16 protein-coding genes are annotated in these 18,005 nt (G+C 53.4%); 4 read left to right on the forward strand and 12 right to left on the reverse strand.

Annotated features, from left to right (window positions below):
• Nucleotides 1-38 precede the first annotated feature (38 nt).
• The gene (locus Abor_RS02950; RefSeq protein ID WP_048840410.1) at nucleotides 39-539 is read right to left on the reverse strand and encodes a hypothetical protein; all 501 of its coding nucleotides are present in this window, start codon (nucleotides 537-539) and stop codon (nucleotides 39-41) included.
• Between the two features lie 477 nt (nucleotides 540-1,016).
• Here Abor_RS02950 and Abor_RS02955 point away from each other — a divergent pair, with 477 nt between their 5' ends.
• The gene (locus Abor_RS02955; protein ID WP_048840352.1) at nucleotides 1,017-1,559 is read left to right on the forward strand and encodes a DUF4142 domain-containing protein; all 543 of its coding nucleotides are present in this window, start codon (nucleotides 1,017-1,019) and stop codon (nucleotides 1,557-1,559) included.
• A 587-nt stretch (nucleotides 1,560-2,146) separates the two neighbouring features.
• Here Abor_RS02955 and rpsI read toward each other — a convergent pair.
• Together rpsI and rplM are read right to left on the reverse strand one after the other, a co-directional pair.
• A complete protein-coding gene (gene rpsI, locus Abor_RS02960; RefSeq protein ID WP_048840353.1) occupies nucleotides 2,147-2,632 on the reverse strand; it encodes a 30S ribosomal protein S9 in 486 nt (161 codons plus the stop codon).
• 5 nt (nucleotides 2,633-2,637) lie between these two features.
• Complete coding sequence (gene rplM / locus Abor_RS02965) at nucleotides 2,638-3,114, reverse strand: 50S ribosomal protein L13 (RefSeq protein ID WP_048840354.1); 477 nt, start codon at nucleotides 3,112-3,114, stop codon at nucleotides 2,638-2,640.
• Between the two features lie 219 nt (nucleotides 3,115-3,333).
• On the opposite strand from rplM, the gene Abor_RS02970 reads away from it, so the two are divergent.
• Nucleotides 3,334-4,683 carry a hypothetical protein gene (locus Abor_RS02970; protein WP_048840355.1) on the forward strand — a complete coding sequence of 450 codons (1,350 nt, stop codon included), beginning with the start codon at nucleotides 3,334-3,336 and terminating at the stop codon, nucleotides 4,681-4,683.
• Nucleotides 4,684-4,898: 215 nt separating this feature from the next.
• Here Abor_RS02970 and phoU read toward each other — a convergent pair whose 3' ends face one another.
• From phoU to pstC, 4 genes are read right to left on the reverse strand one after another with little or no spacing between them, the layout of a single operon-like run.
• Entirely contained in the window at nucleotides 4,899-5,609 is a 711-nt protein-coding gene (phoU, locus tag Abor_RS02975) for a phosphate signaling complex protein PhoU (protein WP_048840356.1), read from the reverse strand.
• A gap of 17 nt (nucleotides 5,610-5,626) precedes the next feature.
• Nucleotides 5,627-6,427 (reverse strand): phosphate ABC transporter ATP-binding protein PstB, encoded by an 801-nt coding sequence (pstB, locus tag Abor_RS02980; RefSeq protein WP_048840411.1) that lies wholly within the window; start codon nucleotides 6,425-6,427, stop codon nucleotides 5,627-5,629.
• A 23-nt stretch (nucleotides 6,428-6,450) separates the two neighbouring features.
• The gene (gene pstA, locus Abor_RS02985) at nucleotides 6,451-7,335 is read right to left on the reverse strand and encodes a phosphate ABC transporter permease PstA (protein WP_048840357.1); all 885 of its coding nucleotides are present in this window, start codon (nucleotides 7,333-7,335) and stop codon (nucleotides 6,451-6,453) included.
• Nucleotides 7,335-8,321 carry a phosphate ABC transporter permease subunit PstC gene (gene pstC, locus Abor_RS02990; protein ID WP_048840358.1) on the reverse strand — a complete coding sequence of 329 codons (987 nt, stop codon included), beginning with the start codon at nucleotides 8,319-8,321 and terminating at the stop codon, nucleotides 7,335-7,337. Before pstC ends, pstA begins: the two co-directional genes overlap by 1 nt.
• Before the next feature lie 293 nt (nucleotides 8,322-8,614).
• Between pstC and ilvD the strand changes: the two genes are divergently transcribed.
• Nucleotides 8,615-10,483 (forward strand): dihydroxy-acid dehydratase, encoded by a 1,869-nt coding sequence (ilvD, locus tag Abor_RS02995; protein ID WP_048840359.1) that lies wholly within the window; start codon nucleotides 8,615-8,617, stop codon nucleotides 10,481-10,483.
• Nucleotides 10,484-10,674: 191 nt separating this feature from the next.
• Here ilvD and Abor_RS03000 read toward each other — a convergent pair whose 3' ends face one another.
• The 5 genes from Abor_RS03000 to Abor_RS03020 form a co-directional block, all read right to left on the reverse strand.
• On the reverse strand, nucleotides 10,675-10,923 hold the full coding sequence (locus Abor_RS03000) for a hypothetical protein (RefSeq protein WP_052946344.1): 249 nt from the start codon (nucleotides 10,921-10,923) through the stop codon (nucleotides 10,675-10,677).
• Nucleotides 10,924-11,209: 286 nt separating this feature from the next.
• A complete protein-coding gene (locus Abor_RS03005; RefSeq protein WP_048840361.1) occupies nucleotides 11,210-11,911 on the reverse strand; it encodes a hypothetical protein in 702 nt (233 codons plus the stop codon).
• Between the two features lie 854 nt (nucleotides 11,912-12,765).
• Nucleotides 12,766-13,836, reverse strand: coding sequence for an FUSC family protein (locus Abor_RS03010; protein ID WP_084594336.1), 1,071 nt, complete (start codon nucleotides 13,834-13,836; stop codon nucleotides 12,766-12,768).
• Entirely contained in the window at nucleotides 13,823-15,388 is a 1,566-nt protein-coding gene (locus Abor_RS03015) for a DegQ family serine endoprotease (protein WP_048840362.1), read from the reverse strand. Before Abor_RS03015 ends, Abor_RS03010 begins: the two co-directional genes overlap by 14 nt.
• Nucleotides 15,389-15,484: 96 nt before the next feature.
• Nucleotides 15,485-16,678, reverse strand: a complete 1,194-nt coding sequence (locus Abor_RS03020; protein WP_084594343.1) for an OpgC family protein — start codon at nucleotides 16,676-16,678, stop codon at nucleotides 15,485-15,487.
• A gap of 190 nt (nucleotides 16,679-16,868) precedes the next feature.
• Here Abor_RS03020 and Abor_RS03025 point away from each other — a divergent pair, with 190 nt between their 5' ends.
• Nucleotides 16,869-17,996 carry an Mrp/NBP35 family ATP-binding protein gene (locus tag Abor_RS03025; RefSeq protein WP_048840363.1) on the forward strand — a complete coding sequence of 376 codons (1,128 nt, stop codon included), beginning with the start codon at nucleotides 16,869-16,871 and terminating at the stop codon, nucleotides 17,994-17,996.
• Nucleotides 17,997-18,005: the final 9 nt, after the last annotated feature.

Raw genomic sequence — 18,005 nt, forward strand, 5'->3', positions numbered from 1 at the left:
TGAATATTTAAGAATACACGCTCATATGGAAACAATAATTAATAACTTGAATTTGGTATAATGGCTGGTTTTTTAGATTTTTCTTCAGTATTAAGAATAACAGTCCCAGACTGTTGAGAATACGTAGCCGTAGAAGTTTGATTAGGCGTTGTAGGTGGGTGAAAAGCGGAAACCGGGCCGAATAATAGACTACCGGTTGAACGTTTCATAGTACCTTCAGGCTGGCGTGCACACCCGCGGGTTATGATGGAACAAATACCATCTGTGCCAATAATCTCATCGTTATTACCCGTATAATGCACATCTGACACCCGATCGTGGTCGAGACGGATGACGGCTGTACAACTTGTACCCCCACCCCCACCAAGATTTTGGATTGTGGTCACAATATCTCCGATTGGGATAAGGGTTGAGCCACCGTAGCTTAGCTGTGGCTGAGTGCCTGTGTACGTGAAAATTTGCGTTGTGTCGTTAAGTTGCTTGGTTGCGCTGGGAATGCCAGCACAAGCCTGCAGGTCGTAAGAGGTCATACCTATCATGGTGACTTGTGCTTTATGGGCCGCACGTGAGTCAAAATACCCACACCCACTTAAACTCATAAATAACGGAGAAACGGCGAGCGCACTCAGAAGGCGACGGTTCATTGTTTGGAAGGTCTCCATATCTTACTCTGAACGCACAGGCTAAATGGTGCGCTTACTTTAACAAAATTACTGCGTACGTTATAAAAGAAGCAAGAGTAATAATAAATTAAACAAAAGTAGAAATAAAGTTTATTTTCTATAGAAATTTGCAGGTCTTGAAAATTTCATATAAATTTATAAACATAAAATGTATTTTTTAATTTAACTATTGCTTTTGAAATTTATACATTCCATCATGAAAACACTATAAGAAAAATTGGTATCCTGTATTCTTATCTGGGACTTTGCGCGGTTTTAAAGCTTGATAAACACTTTATTACCAAACAAAAACAGACGTACCAAAGAAACGTAAAGAGGGAGAAACTGCCTGCTATGCTATTGCCATCTTATCGCAAATTTTGGACGCGCTCTGGTTTTATTGTAACTGTATGCGCACTTACAGCCTGTACCGCTGGCTACCCAGAGACGCCACCATTGCCAGCTCTTGCCAAGCCCGCACCGTTTACCCCGGCTGATTCTGCTTTTTTACAAAAACTGAACGAAGCCAACATGACCCTACTGGCATTGGCAAATAGCGCCAAAACCAATGCCGGCCGTAGCGACATTGCTCTATTGGGCACCACCATGGCTAAAGACATTACAGACACGCAGGCACAATTGACCAAGCTGGCAACAGCACATGCCCTGACCTTAACAGATAAACCTGATGCTAAAAGCCATGCCTTTATTAGCAAAACCCAGCGTTTACATGGCACAGCATTTGATAAGGCGTATACCAGAGCAGTTATACGTACGCATACTCTCATACAGCCTATTTTGAGCACTGAAATTATTACATCTCAGAACACAGATGTAGTGAAATTAGCCAAAGATACACAAACTAAACTGGCAGATTACAAAACACACTTACAATGAAAATGTAGCCTCAGATTTTTAACAATAATGCGCATGTATCTGTTACAATCTTAATAATACAGACGTGGTGCGGCAGCTCATAAAACGAGCACTCTATTCGGCTACACACCGTAACCAAATAGAGTGGCGTTTTATAAGCGTGCCAATAACACTACGCAGTTTGTGCGTTGGCCACCAGCAAACGCAGGCAGGAACAATGCCCTCTGCTACAGCAGTAGACTTACACTTTAGGCTGAAATGGGAGGAGCTATCCGTCCTCTTTTTTCTGCTTTGTCGTGACGCCTAAAGCTGGCCCAAACCTACATTTTTATTCACAGGGCAATTAAAAAGCTGCCTCGATAGGTTTGGAATAGTCGTTTTATAAAGAGCGGCCTAACCCAGCTCAGCTTGTAAGCGAAGGTAATGAGACGCAGTAAACGTCCCCCGCCAAGCCATTACGCCAGAAAGTGGAATAATGACAAGACGACCTGCTGCGCTGAGCTCTTTTGTAGAGCGGCACAAACAACCACAAACAAAACGCACAAAAAAGGCGGGAGAGGAAACCCTCTCCCGCCTTTTTGGCGTAGCAAATGCTGCGTTCTGATAGATCAGCGTTTGCTGAACTGGAAAGAACGACGAGCTTTTGCACGACCGTATTTCTTACGTTCAACCTGACGAGAGTCACGGGTCAGGAAGCCAGCAGCCTTAAGGATGCTACGCAGAGCGGGTTCGTAGTGGGTCAGTGCACGGCTAATGCCGTGACGCACTGCACCAGCCTGACCGGACAGACCGCCACCGGTAACGGTGCAGACAACGTCAAACTGGTTGTAACGGTCAGCCACAAGGAAAGGCTGGGTCAGCAGCATACGCAGAACCGGGCGAGCAAAATAGGTGCCAACCGGACGGCCATTAACTGTGATGTCGCCTTTGCCGGGCTTAATCCATACGCGTGCTACTGCGTCTTTACGACGACCGGTTGCGTAAGAACGGCCCTGCGCATCGCGCTTGACTTCATAAACAGGTGCTTCTGGAGCGGTTGCAACAACGCCCTTCAGATCTGCCAGCGTGCCTGTACGTTCCTGAGTTTCAGACATGATGCTCAGCCTTTCTGCGCGTTAACAACGTTTTTGCGGTTCAGCGCCGCAACGTCCAGCTTCTGAGGCTGCTGGCCGTCGTGCGGGTGTTCTGCACCAGCATAAACATGGAGGCTGCGCATCTGCTGACGCTGCAGCGGGCCACGGGTGATCATGCGCTCAACAGCTTTAACCACAACGTGGTCAGGGTTTTTGCCACCCAGACGCTGTGCAATGGTGCGAGTCTTGATACCGCCGGGGTAACCCGTGTGGTAGTGAAACAGCTTCTGGCCAGCTTTGTTGCCTGTCAGAGCCACTTTTTCAGCGTTGATGACAACAACGTGGTCGCCGCAGTCAACGTGTGGTGTGAACTGGGCTTTGTGCTTGCCGCGCAGACGGTTAGCGATGATGACAGCAAGACGACCAAGAGCGAGGCCTTCGGCATCGATCAGGATCCAGTTCTTCGTCACCTCCGCAGGTTTCAGCGAGAGGGTGGTCTTCATAGAGTATGATTCCGTTAAGACTGTAGACTTGTAAAGATGGGGCCTTATGGGGGGCTGCTACGTTTTCGTCAAGAGAAATTGGCGTTGATGGCCAATATTTCAGCAGTTTTTCTTCTGGTAACATAATACCGTTATACCCCTTGCGGCCTCCCCCTTCAGTGCACTAAAGGAGTCTGGAGCTGAAAAATTTCTCGTGAAAACAAGCAGGATTTCCCGCTGGTGAAGAAGAACGTTCTTGTTACTGTTGGTGGCTTAGCCGCCCTTGCCTGCCTGGGCTGGTTTGGCGCCCATCATGCCGAGCACGCCATGCTTGAAAAAAGCATTGACGGTTTTAGGCAGACATTGGGGCCAGATAGCGCACTGACCTATAAAAAGGCATGGCCGGGCCTACTAGGCAGGAGCGTGAAGTTTGATGGGCTGGTGCTAAGGCAAGGGCCAGAAACCATTACGGCAGATGAGGCCGAAATTTCCAAACCCGCCACCAGTGGCGACAATACCCGCCGAATCGGCACCTTAACTTTCCATAATTTTCAATTAGCAGACCCCTCAGGCAGCTTGCACCTAGACACGCTGAACCTTGAAGGCGTGACCCTACCCATCAAAGCTGATGAGCCGCAGGGCATTGCCGCCCAAGGGCTTGAAATACACCACGCCAAAGCCAGCAAGCTGCATGGCTTTATTAGCAGCCTACAGTCTGACATTTCAGCCAGCGCTGTGCTGGTAGAAGATTACGGCGGCAATGCCCCGTCCCGCCTTGATGCGCAAAACGTACAGCTTTCTACCGATGTTGCGCCGCAGCGCCGTATTAAAGCAGCCTCTGTGCTTATTGACGGGCTGGATCTGGCTGGGCTGTATGCCAGCCTTTCTACGGGCCAGCCTTATACCCCGCGTAATGGTACCCGAGATATTCAGGTGCAGGACATGGCAATAGAAGGCATAACGCCGCTACTGCATGTTGCTACCCTACGCTCGCACGCAACCCGTACTGATGATGCGGAAAAAGAAGTCTCAAGCCTTGATGGTCTAGAGCTTTGGCCTGATGTGCCTAACCTCTCGATTCTGCCTGCTTTAGGGTATGACCGGTTTAGAGGCTCACTGCTGCTAGACGACACGCACGACTTTAAAGCCAACACCCTGCATGTAGAAGAATTCCGCTTAAACGGCAAAGATATGGGCCGCCTAGACCTGAGTGGCGATTTTGGGCAGACCGATACCAGCACCCTGCTCAGCGCCGGTGCAGCCGACATGCCCATACGCGCTATGACCATAACGTATAGAGATAGCGGGCTTGTACCCCGCGTAGTGGCGGCATCTGCCAAAGCGCGTGGCTTGAAACCAGAAGAGCTAACAAGCCAGTTGCAAGCCCAATTTGCACCACACGGGCCTATGCCTTCGCCTGTATTGGCAGAGTTTGCAGCCTATCTGCCCCATGCAGGGAAAGGCCCGCTTACTCTTACAGTAAAACCCGCACAGCCTGTGCCTGTTATGGCGCTTATTGCCGGAATAAGCATGCTGCCCAACAACCCACAGGTTGCCGCACAACTCGGGCTTTCTTTTAAAGGCCCTTGAAACAAAAACAGGCAAAGAGGCGGTAACGTTGCGCAACCGCCCCTGCTTTTTTCTGAGGCTCTAACACGCACGCTTTATTTTAGGTTTTCGGGCTTATGCCCAGACCTAGCAATATTTAGCAAAACACCCCTGCGCTAGTGCTGCACAGGGGTGTTTTTATATAGTCTCAAGAAAGCCGTAAGGTTTGGGGCTATAACGCGCCCCTAGCCAAAATTTTAGAGCTGCGCCCCTTTACGGGCAGCCCCGCCACGGGGGCGTACTGCTGGCAGCATTTCGCCCGTTACGGCGTAATAAACACGCTCGGCAATATTGGTGGCGTGGTCACCAATACGTTCAAGGTTTTTGGCAACAAACAGTAAATGGATACACGGCCCGATTTTACGGGGGTCTTCCATCATGTACGTAACCAGTTCCCGGAACATGGCGGTGTAGAGTTCATCCACCGCCGTGTCAGCGTTCCAGACTTCCATGGCGCGTTCGCTATCATTGCAGGCCATGGCATCTATGGCTTTATGCAGGTTTTCCTGCACCAAGCGGCCCATGCTGCGCAGAGCGCTAAACGACATAGCCCCATCAAGCGGTTCTACCTTAAGGGCACGGCGCGCGATGGACGATGCGTAGTCGCCAATGCGTTCCAGATCGCCGGTAATTTTTAGCACCGCAATAATAAGACGTAGGTCAACGGCCATAGGGGCACGTAGTGCCAAAATACGAATAGCCAATGCCTCGGCCTCACGCTCTAGCGCATCGACCTCAACGTCCAGCTCTGGGGGTTCCAGAGCGGCTTCTTCGTTCTGGTCTACAACGGCGGCAATGGCTTGTGCGGTCTGGCGCTCAACAAGGCCACCCATGCGGGCAACCATGCCACGCAGGCGGTCAAGCTCCTGGTCGTAGCGGGTAACGGTATGTGCTGGTTCTGTGCCCATAACTCTGCCCTCTTTCTTTAGCCAAAGCGGCCGGTAATGTAATCCTGCGTGCGGCTTTCACGCGGGGTGGTAAACATGCGTGCGGTGCTGTCTACCTCTACCAGTTCGCCCAAATAGAAAAACGCTACTTGGTCTGCGCAGCGGGCCGCCTGTTGCATATTGTGGGTAACAATAGCAATGGTGAAGTCCCCTTTAAGCTCATCCAGTAGCTCTTCAATACGCGCGGTTGAAACCGGGTCTAGCGCACTGGTTGGCTCGTCCAGCAAAATAATTTCTGGCCGGGTGGCTATGGTACGGGCAATGCACAGGCGCTGCTGCTGGCCACCCGACATAGCGGTTGCACTGGCTTGCAGCCGGTCTTTGACCTCGGCCCACAATGCAACGCGGCGCAAGGCGTCTTCAACACGGCCGTCCATTTCTGAGCGGCTCACGCGCTCATGCAGCCTAATGCCAAAGGCAATATTGTCGTAAATAGACATAGGGAAAGGTGTTGGCTTTTGAAACACCATGCCAATACGCGAGCGCAGCAGGTTAAGGTCTACGCCCGGGGCGAGAATATTCTGGCCATCATACAGTACCTCACCCGTTGCGCGTTGGCCGGGATAGAGGTCGTACATGCGGTTGAGAATACGCAACAGCGTAGATTTACCACACCCTGACGGGCCAATCATGCCTGTAACGCTCCGCTCTGGAAAATCGAGCGAGATGTTATGCAGGGCACGGGTTTTACCGTAGTAAAAATCGAGGTTACGCACCTGAATAGCAAGTGGACGGGCAGCCTCATCTACCTGAGGGGTGCCAGATGCTCCGGCCTGCATGGTGCCGCTCGCGGCTTCTCCGTTCATGTCCGTCCTCCGCGGATGCCAATACGCACCACGATATTAATGATCAGCACGCCCAAGGTAACCAATAAGGCCCCTGTCCATGCCTGCTGCATCCAGTCCTGATAGGCAGAACCAGCATATTGATAAATAGCCACCGGCAGGCTGGCCATGGGGCGCCGCATGTCCAAAGACCACTCTGAGTTACCCAAAGAGGTAAAGAGCAAGGGTGCTGTTTCACCCGCTACGCGGGCAATAGCCAACAGAACACCGGTAATAATACCGCCCCGTGCAGCCCTTACACAGATAAACAAAATGACACGCCATTTGGGCGCACCAAGCGCAATACCGGCTTCGCGCATGGAAAGGGGAACAAGGCGCAGCATGTCTTCTGTGGTGCGCACCATGATGGGCATAGCCAGAATTGCCAGTGCCACAGAGCCTGCAAACCCTGAGAAGTGCCCAAGGGGGGCCACTAGGGCCATATAGATAAACAAGCCGATAAGAATAGACGGCGCAGACAGCAACATGTCTGACACAAAGCGCACAGCGCGTGCCAAACGGCTATGACTGCCGTACTCGGCCAGATAAATGCCGGTCATAAGACCTGCTGGCGCACCAAGCAAAATGGCAAGGCCAGTTTGTAAAATGCTGCCAACAATAGCATTAGCTAACCCACCGCCCTGCCCCGGTGCCCCCATAGAGCGTGTAAACAGGGCCGCAGTAAGGCCGGGTAAGCCGTTTTTAAGCAGTGTCCATAAAATGGAGCCAAGCACAAACACGACCAGAAAGGTTGCGCACCAGCTTAATACTGTTGCCAGACGATCCATGGCTTTGCGCTGGAGGGCGCGAGAGCGGGATTTACCAGAGACAGATAAGGAAGAGGCGGGGGGGGAGCTGGCCATCAGCGTTTTCCTGCCTGTGCTTCACCCCGTGCCAGCAACATGCGTGAGCACCATAGGGTTATGAAAGAAATGGCCATAAGAATGGCCCCCAACGCCATGAGAGACGCCAGTTTAAGGCTACCTGCAGGGCTTTCGGGAAATTCGAGCGCGATAAGAGATGCAATGGTGTTGGACGGCGCAAACAAAGACCAGCCAATATGGTTGCTATCGCCAATAACAAAGGTCACGGCCATGGTTTCACCCATTGCACGGCCCATACCCAGCACAATGCCGCCCACAACCCCTTGCCGAGACCACGGCAGCACAACCTGCCGCATGACCTCCCACCGAGTAGCGCCCAAGCCATAAGCACTTTCACGCAATACGGCTGGCATAGACACAAACACGTCCCGCATAACGGCGGTAATGGACGGCATGATCATGATGGCAAGGATAAGCCCTGCCGTAAGCAAGCCTGTGCCAAACGGTGCGCCTGCAACCAGCGCAGAAAGACCCGGTATATGGCCAAACAAGTGGCGGGCCGTGGGTTGCACATAATGCGCCATAGGCGGCACCAGCACAAAAAAGCCCCACATACCAAAAATAATAGAGGGCACCGCAGCAAGAAGCTGCACCGCCATACCAATAACAGAAGACAGAGCGGGCGGCGCTAAAGCGGTAAGCCAGAACGCTGTGCCAAATGCCAGTGGTACGGCAATAAGCAGGCCAAGGGCACTGCTGGCCAGAGTACCAAAAACTGGGGCTGCCGCACCAAAATGTTGGGTAACGGGGTTCCAGACGGCAGAAAACAGAAAGCCGGGGCCAAAGGCTTTAAAGGCGGGTATACCGCCAATAGCCATTACGGCAATAATAACGCCAAGCACTAGCAATACGCCAATACCTGTTGCCATAGCCAACGCCTTAAACAGGGGGTCTCCTGTTAGGCTACCGCTGTGGCGTGCTTTCGCCACAGTCGGCTGGGCAGGCTGCTGTGTGGATCCGTCCATCTGCACTCCGTTCCGATCTGCAATCGGGCGTTCGAAGCAATACTGAACCCCCAGCACTCCTGCAACCAACTGTTGGCCACACGCTCTTATAAAGCAACTTTTGTCACAAAATTGTAGTATTATAAGTGTATAGAGCCCAGAGCGCAGATGCCACCTGACAGAACGACCTTTGTGCCGTAAGGTGCACCCCCCGCACGCTGCCCCGGCAGCACTGTGGCCCGACGACCGCTGGGATCACACTGTATGATTTCAGCCCCCTTGTGTGAACCATGACCAAACCAGAGAGACCCGCAATGGCCGGCTACCGCTCCCGCACCACCACCCACGGCCGTAACATGGCAGGCGCCCGCAGCTTGTGGCGCGCAACAGGCATGAAAGATTCTGACTTCGGCAAGCCAATTATTGCCGTTGCTAACTCCTTCACGCAGTTTGTGCCCGGCCATGTGCACCTAAAAGACCTTGGCCAGCTTGTGTGCGACTCCATTGCTGAAGCCGGTGGTATTGGCCGCGAATTTAACACCATTGCGGTAGATGACGGCATTGCCATGGGCCATGGCGGCATGCTGTACAGCCTGCCCTCACGCGAACTCATTGCCGATGCCGTAGAATATATGGTGAACGCCCATTGCGCAGATGCTCTGGTCTGTATTAGCAACTGCGACAAAATTACGCCGGGTATGCTTATGGCCACCATGCGGCTGAATATTCCGACCATTTTTGTGTCTGGTGGCCCCATGGAAGCCGGGCGCGTAACGCTGAACGATATTGAGCAGCGTGCCGACCTTGTGACCTCCATGGTAGCAGCGGCCAACCCCAGCGTAAGCGAAGAAGATTCGCAAACCATTGAGCGCTCTGCCTGCCCCACCTGTGGCTCCTGCTCTGGTATGTTTACCGCCAACTCCATGAACTGCCTGACAGAAGCGCTTGGCCTATCCTTGCCCGGTAACGGCAGCCTTGTGGCAACGCATGCGGCCCGCCGTGGCCTGTTTGAACAGGCAGGCAAACGCATTGTTGACCTGGCACGCCGTTTTTACGAGCAGGACGATGCCAGCGTATTGCCCCGCAATATTGCCACCATGAGCGCATTTGAGAACGCCATGTCTGTAGATATTGCCATGGGTGGCTCTACCAACACGGTATTGCACTTGTTAGCTGCAGCGCATGAAGGCGGCGTGCCCTTTACCATGAAGGACATTGACCAGCTTTCGCGCCGCGTGCCCAACCTGTGCAAAGTCTCCCCCTCCCGCCCAGATGTGCATATGGAAGATGTGCACCGCGCTGGTGGTATTCCGGCCATTATGGGCGAGCTAGACCGCTTGGGCCTGCTGCATAACGATATTCCGATGGTGCATGCACCCTCTGTCAGTGCAGCACTGGCGGAGTGGGATATTCGGAGAGTTGAAGGTGAAAGCAAAACCGAAGCCCGCACTTTCTTCCGGTCTGCACCGGGGGGGGTACGCACCACGCAAGCGTTTTCGCAGGCTAGCCTCTATAAAGAGCTGGACACAGACCAAGCTGTTGGGGCCATTAGAGATGGGGCGCATGCCTACAGCAAAGATGGTGGGTTGGCCGTGCTATACGGCAACATTGCCGAAGATGGCGCTATTGTAAAAACTGCCGGTGTGGCTGCTGGGCTTGAAACCTTCTCTGGCCCCGCGCGCATTTTTGAAAGCCAAGACGCCGCTGTGTCTGCCATTTTGACCGACCAGATCAAACCCGGTGATGTTGTGCTGATCCGGTATGAAGGGCCAAAAGGTGGCCCCGGCATGCAGGAAATGCTCTACCCCACCAGCTACCTTAAATCTAAGGGGCTGGCTGAAAAATGCGCCCTTATTACAGATGGTCGCTTTTCTGGTGGGAGCTCTGGCCTGTCTATTGGCCATATTTCCCCCGAAGCGGGAGAAGGCGGTACCATTGGGCTGGTTGAAGAAGGCGATATTATTGAAATTGATATCCCGAACCGCAAACTGGCCGTTGCAGTACCTGCCAGTGAGCTTTCTGCCCGCCGGGAAAAAATGGACGAAAAAGGCGATGCCGCATGGCAGCCCAAGCGTGAGCGCGTTGTGTCTAACGCCCTAAAAGCCTACGCCGCCCTTACAACCAGTGCCGCACGCGGTGCTGTGCGTGATGTAGCCCAGCTTACCCGCCGCACACCACGCTAACCTTTTTTACCCCCAAAATACTTTGGTGTTTTGGGGGCGTTTTCTGAAGATATACCCTAACCTCTACCCTACCAGGGCGGCGGTGCACTTTTACCCAACTTGCACTACCAGCCCCTCTTGCTGGGCCTAGCTCTCGCTAACAATCTAGTTTGCAGGGTTTCAAAGCGCTCTAGCCATAGGGGTTGACGGGCTTATGACCGGCCCCGCCATAGCCACAAAACAAGTGGCGGCACAAAAAAATAACAGGCCATAGCAACAACTAAAATACGCAGCACGTAAGACATATCGGCATGCAATGCGAATTTGCAGATATAGTTTGCGGCCCCCATCATACCCAGCACGCACAAGAAAGCCCCCAAGTTGGCCCAAATAGAGCGGCCACCATTAAGCTCTTCAACCTTGCGCAAAAAAGCTGGCTGGGGTGCTTGGGGTGTGGGCATGAAAAAACTCCTCATAACCTGATAGGTCGTGGCGGCTAACAGCTACCCCACTTAATGGGTACATCTGTAACTAGGGGTCTTACGCTGAGTGGGCGTGCAAGTCATGCATTGTTTACGCAATGCCTGCTGCCCGGTAGCGCACAGAAGCAGGCTCCACCCCCCCATAGCTGGTGCAAATTTGGCGGCTAAAATAGTGACTCTTAAGGGTTTAGGGTACCCGCCAATAAAAAAGCGCCCGACAAAGGGGCGCTTTTCTACTTTTAACCCGACAAAAGCGGAGAAAAAATTACTGTGCTGTTGCCGGAGCGGTAGCAGGCGCAGCAGGAGCCGGAGCCGTTACAGGTGCCTGTGCAGCCGCGGCCGGTGCCGTTGCATCTGGGGCGGCTGGCTGTGCCACGGTGTCGTTTTGGATAATGTAGGAGATAGATTCCATACGGGTAATATCAATCACATCACCCACTTTAAGCGTTGCAAGAAAGTCTTGCATGGCTTTGGTGCGCAGTACGGCAATGTGAGAGGTGTCGTCTTCTGTTACGAAAGACACCGTGTGGCTTGGCAGGTCGATCGTTTCAATTTTTGCGCGCTCACGGCGGAAAGACGCAATAACGCCCCGTGGGTGGCCATGCACATAACCACGCGCTGTTGTAAGCGTAGATTCGGGCAGTGGGCTACCGGGCTGGGCAAGATCGGCCCCCAGTGTTTCAACAAAGCTAATGCTCAGCTTATCGCCGGGGCTAACGTGCGGCAGGTCGCGCACAGCAGAACCATATTCGATGGTGATAAGATGGCCGTTGCCTTCACGCAGGAGCAGTTCGCGGGCGGTGTGGTCTACTGTTTCAACCACAGCCTGTGCAGACTGGTGCTTAAGCAGCACAGACGCCTGAGCATGGCCCTGAGAAGAAACAGCGCTCACGCCGCCAACAGTGAGAGCACATACCGCAACGGAGCCAGCGGCCAGAGAAGCAAGACGAGAGACGAGAGACTGCAACGCCCTTTTCCTTTTTTCAAATCAGTCTGAACGGCGGGTGGCCCCAGACACGGTTTATGGTACTATTTGATACAACGCCCGCACGATAACACAACCCTTACGCGGCGCATTGCTTTGCCACAAAAAACACCTGTCTGTGTAAAGGCAACCCAACCTGCGCACCGCAAGCCACTGCGCATTTATGTACGCTGCACACCATAAAAAAAACCCGTCTGACCAAATCAGACGGGCTTGCAACACTGCACCGGGCCAAGCCCCATAGCGTAAAAGCCAAGGGCGTGGCCGGGCTTAATGCGCAGTCTTAGTTGCAGCACTTCTTTTTACGCAGAAAATAAACAACAGTAGCAATAAGGCCAACGACCAGCAGGCCGCGTGCACAGGGAGATTTTGGGCATTTAGAAAGACATTTTGCCATAACTGACTATCCTTGCGTTCGTCTGTACGCCTTGAAAGGTCAAGGCGCCGGGTTCAGGTTTACTCCATCAGGCGGCTTGCGTCATGTCTCTTGCTGCACATAGGGGCTTTGCCCTGTGCCCAACCGACTAAGACACCCCTAAAAGAGTATGGTGCCTTTTTTACATGGGGGCGCCCCCAACAACTTTAAAGCGGGGTTGGCAAAATGTGTTTTTTACAAACATTGCTCTGGCAGCAAACCCGTTTGACATTTGCGGCCTTGCCGACTATTTGTACGGGTAAACAAACGGCTTTCTGCCACACCTGCACAGGCCAGACACTGTTAGCGTAAGCAAATACAGCAGCGCCCAAAATAGGCAGCATTTTATACGGCCCCAAACACTCTACGCGGCCCAACGTGCCGCATTAGATGTGGCCTGCCCTATTATTTAAAACAACCTCTAGGCCCGCTCCGTATCGTCTTCACCCAGCAAGCGGATAAATGTGATGAGGTCTGCGCGCAGAATGTTCAGCACAAAGCTGACAATCTCATCATCACGGTCATCTTCACGCGGGAGAGCACTAATAATACCGGCGGCTACGCGGTATTCCTCGCCTGTACGGGCAACGGCTTCGGCCTCGCAGCGGCTAATAATCCAATCAAACCCTCGCTTCATACCTGCGCGCAGGTCTTCCTCCCCTTGGTCTGGAAGAGCCGCGGCCACACCTTTAGGCGGGCGCATAAGGGCGCGGGCTACCACCACGCTATCCATTTGCAACTGGCGTAATGTTTTGGGCAGTGCAGCCAGCATGGGGTCGCGCTGTTCTAGCGGTTTCCACCGCTCCCTCCGTGCTTCTTCAACGGCAGATTGCACTTTGCGCAAGGAGGTGGTGCAGTCATCGCTCAAATCTTGCAGTGCTGGCCAGTCTAAGTCTTGCTTGAGGCCGTGTTCCAAAATTTCTACAATTTTACGCACGGTCTGTGCCGCATTGCGGAAAGCGTCCCTCCGGGCCTGCTCGTGCAACACCACATAAGACACCAGCATAGATACACCCACCCCAAACAAAATGGAGAGCACACGCTCAACGGGCCGCAGGTAGGGGTCATCTTGCGTTGGGAAGAGGGTTGCAATCATGAGAGTTACAACCGCCATACGCGTATTGGGCCGCCATGACGCCAGTACCGACAGCGGCACAAATGCAACGGCAAAGCTTAGCCATAACGGCCAATGCAGCAGCATAAGCGTAATGGGTACGGTGCTAGCAGCCGCCCCAATAAGCGTACCCACAAGCTGGTAGCGCCCGCTGGACATGGTCTCGGTAATGCTGCTTTGGGTAACAATAACAGCAGTAATGAGCGCCCATGCAGGCTCTTGCAAATTGGTAAGCCACGCCACCAAGCCCGCTAGCGCAACAGAGACAAGCAGCCGTATGGTCTGGCGTACCGTGGCGTTACCTAACCACGGCAGCGAGAAGAAAAAAGCAGGGGTATGCACGCGTTTAGCGCTTGTCGTGGCGTTACTGTGCGTCATCTCCGCTTAAGGGAAAGGGCACCCAGCGCAGGCCGTCTGCATCATGCACGAGCAAGAGCACAGACTTTTTCTTGGCTTTCTGGGCCGCTTCAATACGTTTTTTTAGGTCTGTAGGTGTGGTTACTTCTGCCTGCTGTATTTCTGTTACCACATCGCCTTCTTTCAGGCCGCGGTCAGAGGCTAGGCCGCCCTCTTTTACCGCTGTAATAACCACACCCTTTTGCCCGGCTGGCAGGTTATATTTTTGGCGTGCAGCGTCATCTAACGTGCCCACACTAAAGCCAAGGGCTGCAAAGCTTACATCTTTGGCGTTTTTGGGGGTTTGTTCGGCTTTTTTCTCTGGCTCTGCTGCGGTTTCAGGCAAAGCGCCAATGGTTACAGGCAGGTCTAGCACCTTACCTTTACGCCACACACCCAAATGCGCCACCGTACCAACGGGCAATTGTGCAGAAAGGCGCGGCAGGGCTTTCCCTTCTATGGCTGTACCATTGAGAGTTTGAATCACATCACCCGTTTGCAGTTTAGCTTTTGCAGCGGGGCCGTCTTTTTCTACCCCGGCAACCAATGCGCCACGCGCTGGCGTTAAGTTAAGGCCGTCAGCAATATCTTGGGTTACGTTTTGAATACGTACCCCTAGCCAGCCACGCGACACTTTGCCGGTTTTACGCAGTTGCTCAATAATGCCCCGTGCTTCGTTAGCGGGAATAGAAAAACCAATACCCACAGACCCGCCAGAAGGTGAATAAATGGCGGTGTTTACGCCAATTACGCTACCATCCATATCAAACAAGGGGCCGCCGGAATTGCCTTTGTTAATGGGGGCATCGGTCTGGATAAAGTCGTCATACGGGCCTTGGTCGATATTACGCCCGCGGGAGGAAATAATACCTGCCGTAACCGTACCAGACAGGCCAAATGGGTTGCCAATAGCCAGCACCCAGTCACCCACGCGGCGTTTGTCGCTGTCGCCAAAGCTTACAAAAGGCAGTGGCTTTTTGCTTTCTACTTTAAGAAGAGCAAGGTCTGTGCGGTCATCATGGCCAATTTGTTTGGCGGTTAACACCGTGTTGTCTTGTAGGGTAACTGTTACTTTATCGGCATGGCGAATAACGTGGTTATTGGTCACGATATAGCCAGCGGGGTCTATGATAAAACCAGAACCCAACGCCTGCATACGCCGTGGCGGCGCATCGGGGCTGTTTTGGCGGTTCATGAAGTCATGAAAAAACTTCTCGAAAGGTGAGCCCTGCGGAAAATTGGGCATCTGGGGCAGTTGGTCTTCCCCCTCGCCGTCTTCATCATCGTCTGCTTCACCGCTTTTAACGGTTTGGGTGGTTGAAACATTCACCACAGCGGGCAGCAGACGTGCGGCTAGGTCTGCAAAGCTGTCTGGCACGCCACGGCTACTGACCACCGGTGCAGTGGCTGGTGCTGGTGCTACTGGCGGTATGGCAGCAGACCCCGCAGCCCATGCGGTAACCGGACCAGAAACCCCCGCCAATAATAGGCAAGACAGAGAACCAGCACAAAAAAGGCGAACGGGCAGACGCATGGGCTAAATCACTCTCACTAGTCTTAACGGACAGGACTTTGACTATCGCACGATATGGCGGGCACGTCAGCTTTTTGCAGCGTTTGTGCCTTAGGGTTAGGTTTTGGCTGTTATAGGCTGGCGGTTACGGCTGCGCCTTTTGTCCAGCCATGCAGCAAGGGCAAACAAAATGGCTAGGCCTGTTACGTTAATGAGCACCTGCAAAAACAGCCCATCACCAAAGGTATTGAAAACCAAGCGGGCATAAAGGTCTAGCAAGGTGCCCACCACAAATATTTCCAACGAATGGCGCCCAACACGCGCCAGAATTTGGCCACTGGCCGAGTGCGCCGCCCATGCTCTGGCTTTAGTTGAAGACTGCACCAGATAAAAAATAGCCATGACATCCAGCAACCTAAGCGGCGAGAGCCAGCTTTTTTCGGGGGTCATCATTTGCCCAAAGGGCCGCATATCTGGCAGGTGCCACTGCGCCCACGGAAACGCCTGCAAGGCTGAAAACATAAGGTAGAGCACACAGCCCGCCACCAAAAGGTCTATCCGCGGGAAGTCTGCCCCCCTCCGTTCTGTTTCAGCTGAGGCCGCAACACCCAAAGCAAACAGAAACTGCCATGCCAGCGGATTAAAATACCAGCCATCGGGGTCGAGCCAATTTGGGAAATTTAGCCCCGGGTCAAGATTAACCAGCATCCATAACGCACCAGAAAGCACCAGCGCCAAAGAGCGGTGCGTGCGCATAAGCAGGTAAAACAACGGAAAGCCGCCTAGTAGCACAATATAAAGCGGCAAAATGTTAAGGTTGCTCGGCAGTGCGTCAAACATCATGACACGCCACACCCAGCTTAGGCCGTGGGCCAGTTCAGGCTCTAAAAAATCTACCGGCACAGGCGTATAATGCCGCCAGAGCCGAATACTCAGCACCGAGACAAACACCATAATGGCCTGCCCGATATAAAGCTGCACACACCGCTTAAAAATACGCTTGAGGCACTCTGCTATGCCGTATTTCCGAAAGCCCCGGCCATAAGCCAACCAAGAGGCATAGCCAGCCAGCAGCACAAAGACCTCTGCCGCATCAGCAAAGCCCACATTGCGCATGGTAAAGCGGTTGAGCAAACTTTGGGGAATATGGTCTACAAACATCATCAACAGGGCAACGCCTCGCATGGCGTCAATTCTGTGGTCTCGGCCCCCACTGGTAGGGGGTTTGCCGATAGGGGCAGCAGACGGTTGGGCCGGAGGGGTGGCTACAGGCCTGTGCGCAGTAATGTGCGTATCGTGCTGAGCCATCATAAAACCAGACATACCCTTTTTATGGTGCGTTTAAGGCCCAACCCTTTTGGCCCTGCCTTACTCTCTTTACGCTGTCTCGTTGGCAGAACAAAGGCACCAAAACACAGCACCCCCTTGACGGAAAGCCCCCGTTAATGCTGCCACATGAGCACAGACGCTTTCTTTCTCCCCCAACGCAGGATCCTACTCAGTGGCACAAACTCCCCCCACACCACACCATGATGACATCGCCAAGGTTTTGGATTCAGTGCATGATTCGCACTCTGGCCACTCTCTCCTAGCGCTTAGCAAACTTGAAGGCTTTCGGCTGGAGCAGGGTAAACTCTCGGTAGCCCTTGGGGTAGACCGCACGCAGGCCGGTGCCCTTTCCCCCTTGTGTGACCAAGCCTCTGAACGCCTAAAAACGTTACCCGGCGTGCAAGATGCCACCATTATTCTTACCGCCCACAGGCCTGCCGCCCCGCCACAGCCCGCACCACAGCGCCCGGCAGCCAGTGCAGGCCACCGCCCCTTTGGTGGCGCCCCACCAGCAGACCCCAACGCACCTGTATTACCAAACGTAAAAGCCATTATTGCTGTAGCGTCTGGCAAAGGTGGGGTTGGTAAATCTACCACGGCCACTAATCTGGCCGTGGCTTTGGCCCAAGAAGGGCTAAACGTAGGCCTGCTTGACGCCGATATTTACGGCCCTTCTCTGCACCGCATGTTGGGTACTGCCAACAAACCAGAGGTTAACGCAGGCCGCCTGCAACCTGTGCCGGTATGGGGGCTGAAAGCCGTTTCTATTGGTATGCTGGTAGATGAAAAACAGGCCATGATCTGGCGTGGCCCTATGGTTATGGGGGCCATTAACCAGTTTTTGACCGATGTAGACTGGGGGCCACTAGACGTGCTGGTGGTAGACATGCCCCCCGGCACCGGAGACGCCCAGCTCTCTCTTATGCAAAAAGTGCCTTTGGCAGGGGCTGTTATTGTCTCTACCCCGCAAGACATTGCCTTAATTGACGCCCGCCGCGGTGTAACCATGTTTGAGAAAATGAAAGTGCCTGTGCTGGGCCTGATAGAGAACATGTCTTACTTCTGCTGCCCCAACTGTGGCCACAACACAGAGTTATTTGGCCACGGCGGTGCCCGCAAAGAAGCTGATGCCATGAACGTACCGTTTTTAGGCGAAGTGCCGCTTTTGGCCGCTATTCGCAGCAGTGGCGATGACGGCACCCCTATTGTCGCCAGCGCCCCCGAAAGCGAAGCCGCGCAGGCTTTTAAGCGTATTGCCCAAGCAACACGGCAGGCTTTGGCTGCCAAATTAGACGGCTAAGGCCCACCC

Source organism: Acetobacter orientalis (genome assembly GCF_000963965.1).
Classification (GTDB): domain Bacteria; phylum Pseudomonadota; class Alphaproteobacteria; order Acetobacterales; family Acetobacteraceae; genus Acetobacter; species Acetobacter orientalis.

Coding starts and splice junctions, on each gene's coding strand:
- Abor_RS02950 (WP_048840410.1), bottom strand. CDS start 539: ATGATAGGTATGACCTCTTACGACCTGCAGGCTTGTGCTGGCATTCCC.
- Abor_RS02955 (WP_048840352.1), top strand. CDS start 1,017: ATGCTATTGCCATCTTATCGCAAATTTTGGACGCGCTCTGGTTTTATT.
- rpsI (WP_048840353.1), bottom strand. CDS start 2,632: ATGTCTGAAACTCAGGAACGTACAGGCACGCTGGCAGATCTGAAGGGC.
- rplM (WP_048840354.1), bottom strand. CDS start 3,114: ATGAAGACCACCCTCTCGCTGAAACCTGCGGAGGTGACGAAGAACTGG.
- phoU (WP_048840356.1), bottom strand. CDS start 5,609: ATGGGCACAGAACCAGCACATACCGTTACCCGCTACGACCAGGAGCTT.
- pstB (WP_048840411.1), bottom strand. CDS start 6,427: ATGCAGGCCGGAGCATCTGGCACCCCTCAGGTAGATGAGGCTGCCCGT.
- pstA (WP_048840357.1), bottom strand. CDS start 7,335: ATGGCCAGCTCCCCCCCCGCCTCTTCCTTATCTGTCTCTGGTAAATCC.
- pstC (WP_048840358.1), bottom strand. CDS start 8,321: ATGGACGGATCCACACAGCAGCCTGCCCAGCCGACTGTGGCGAAAGCA.
- ilvD (WP_048840359.1), top strand. CDS start 8,615: ATGGCCGGCTACCGCTCCCGCACCACCACCCACGGCCGTAACATGGCA.
- Abor_RS03000 (WP_052946344.1), bottom strand. CDS start 10,923: ATGCCCACACCCCAAGCACCCCAGCCAGCTTTTTTGCGCAAGGTTGAA.
- Abor_RS03010 (WP_084594336.1), bottom strand. CDS start 13,836: ATGACGCACAGTAACGCCACGACAAGCGCTAAACGCGTGCATACCCCT.
- Abor_RS03015 (WP_048840362.1), bottom strand. CDS start 15,388: ATGCGTCTGCCCGTTCGCCTTTTTTGTGCTGGTTCTCTGTCTTGCCTA.
- Abor_RS03020 (WP_084594343.1), bottom strand. CDS start 16,678: ATGATGGCTCAGCACGATACGCACATTACTGCGCACAGGCCTGTAGCC.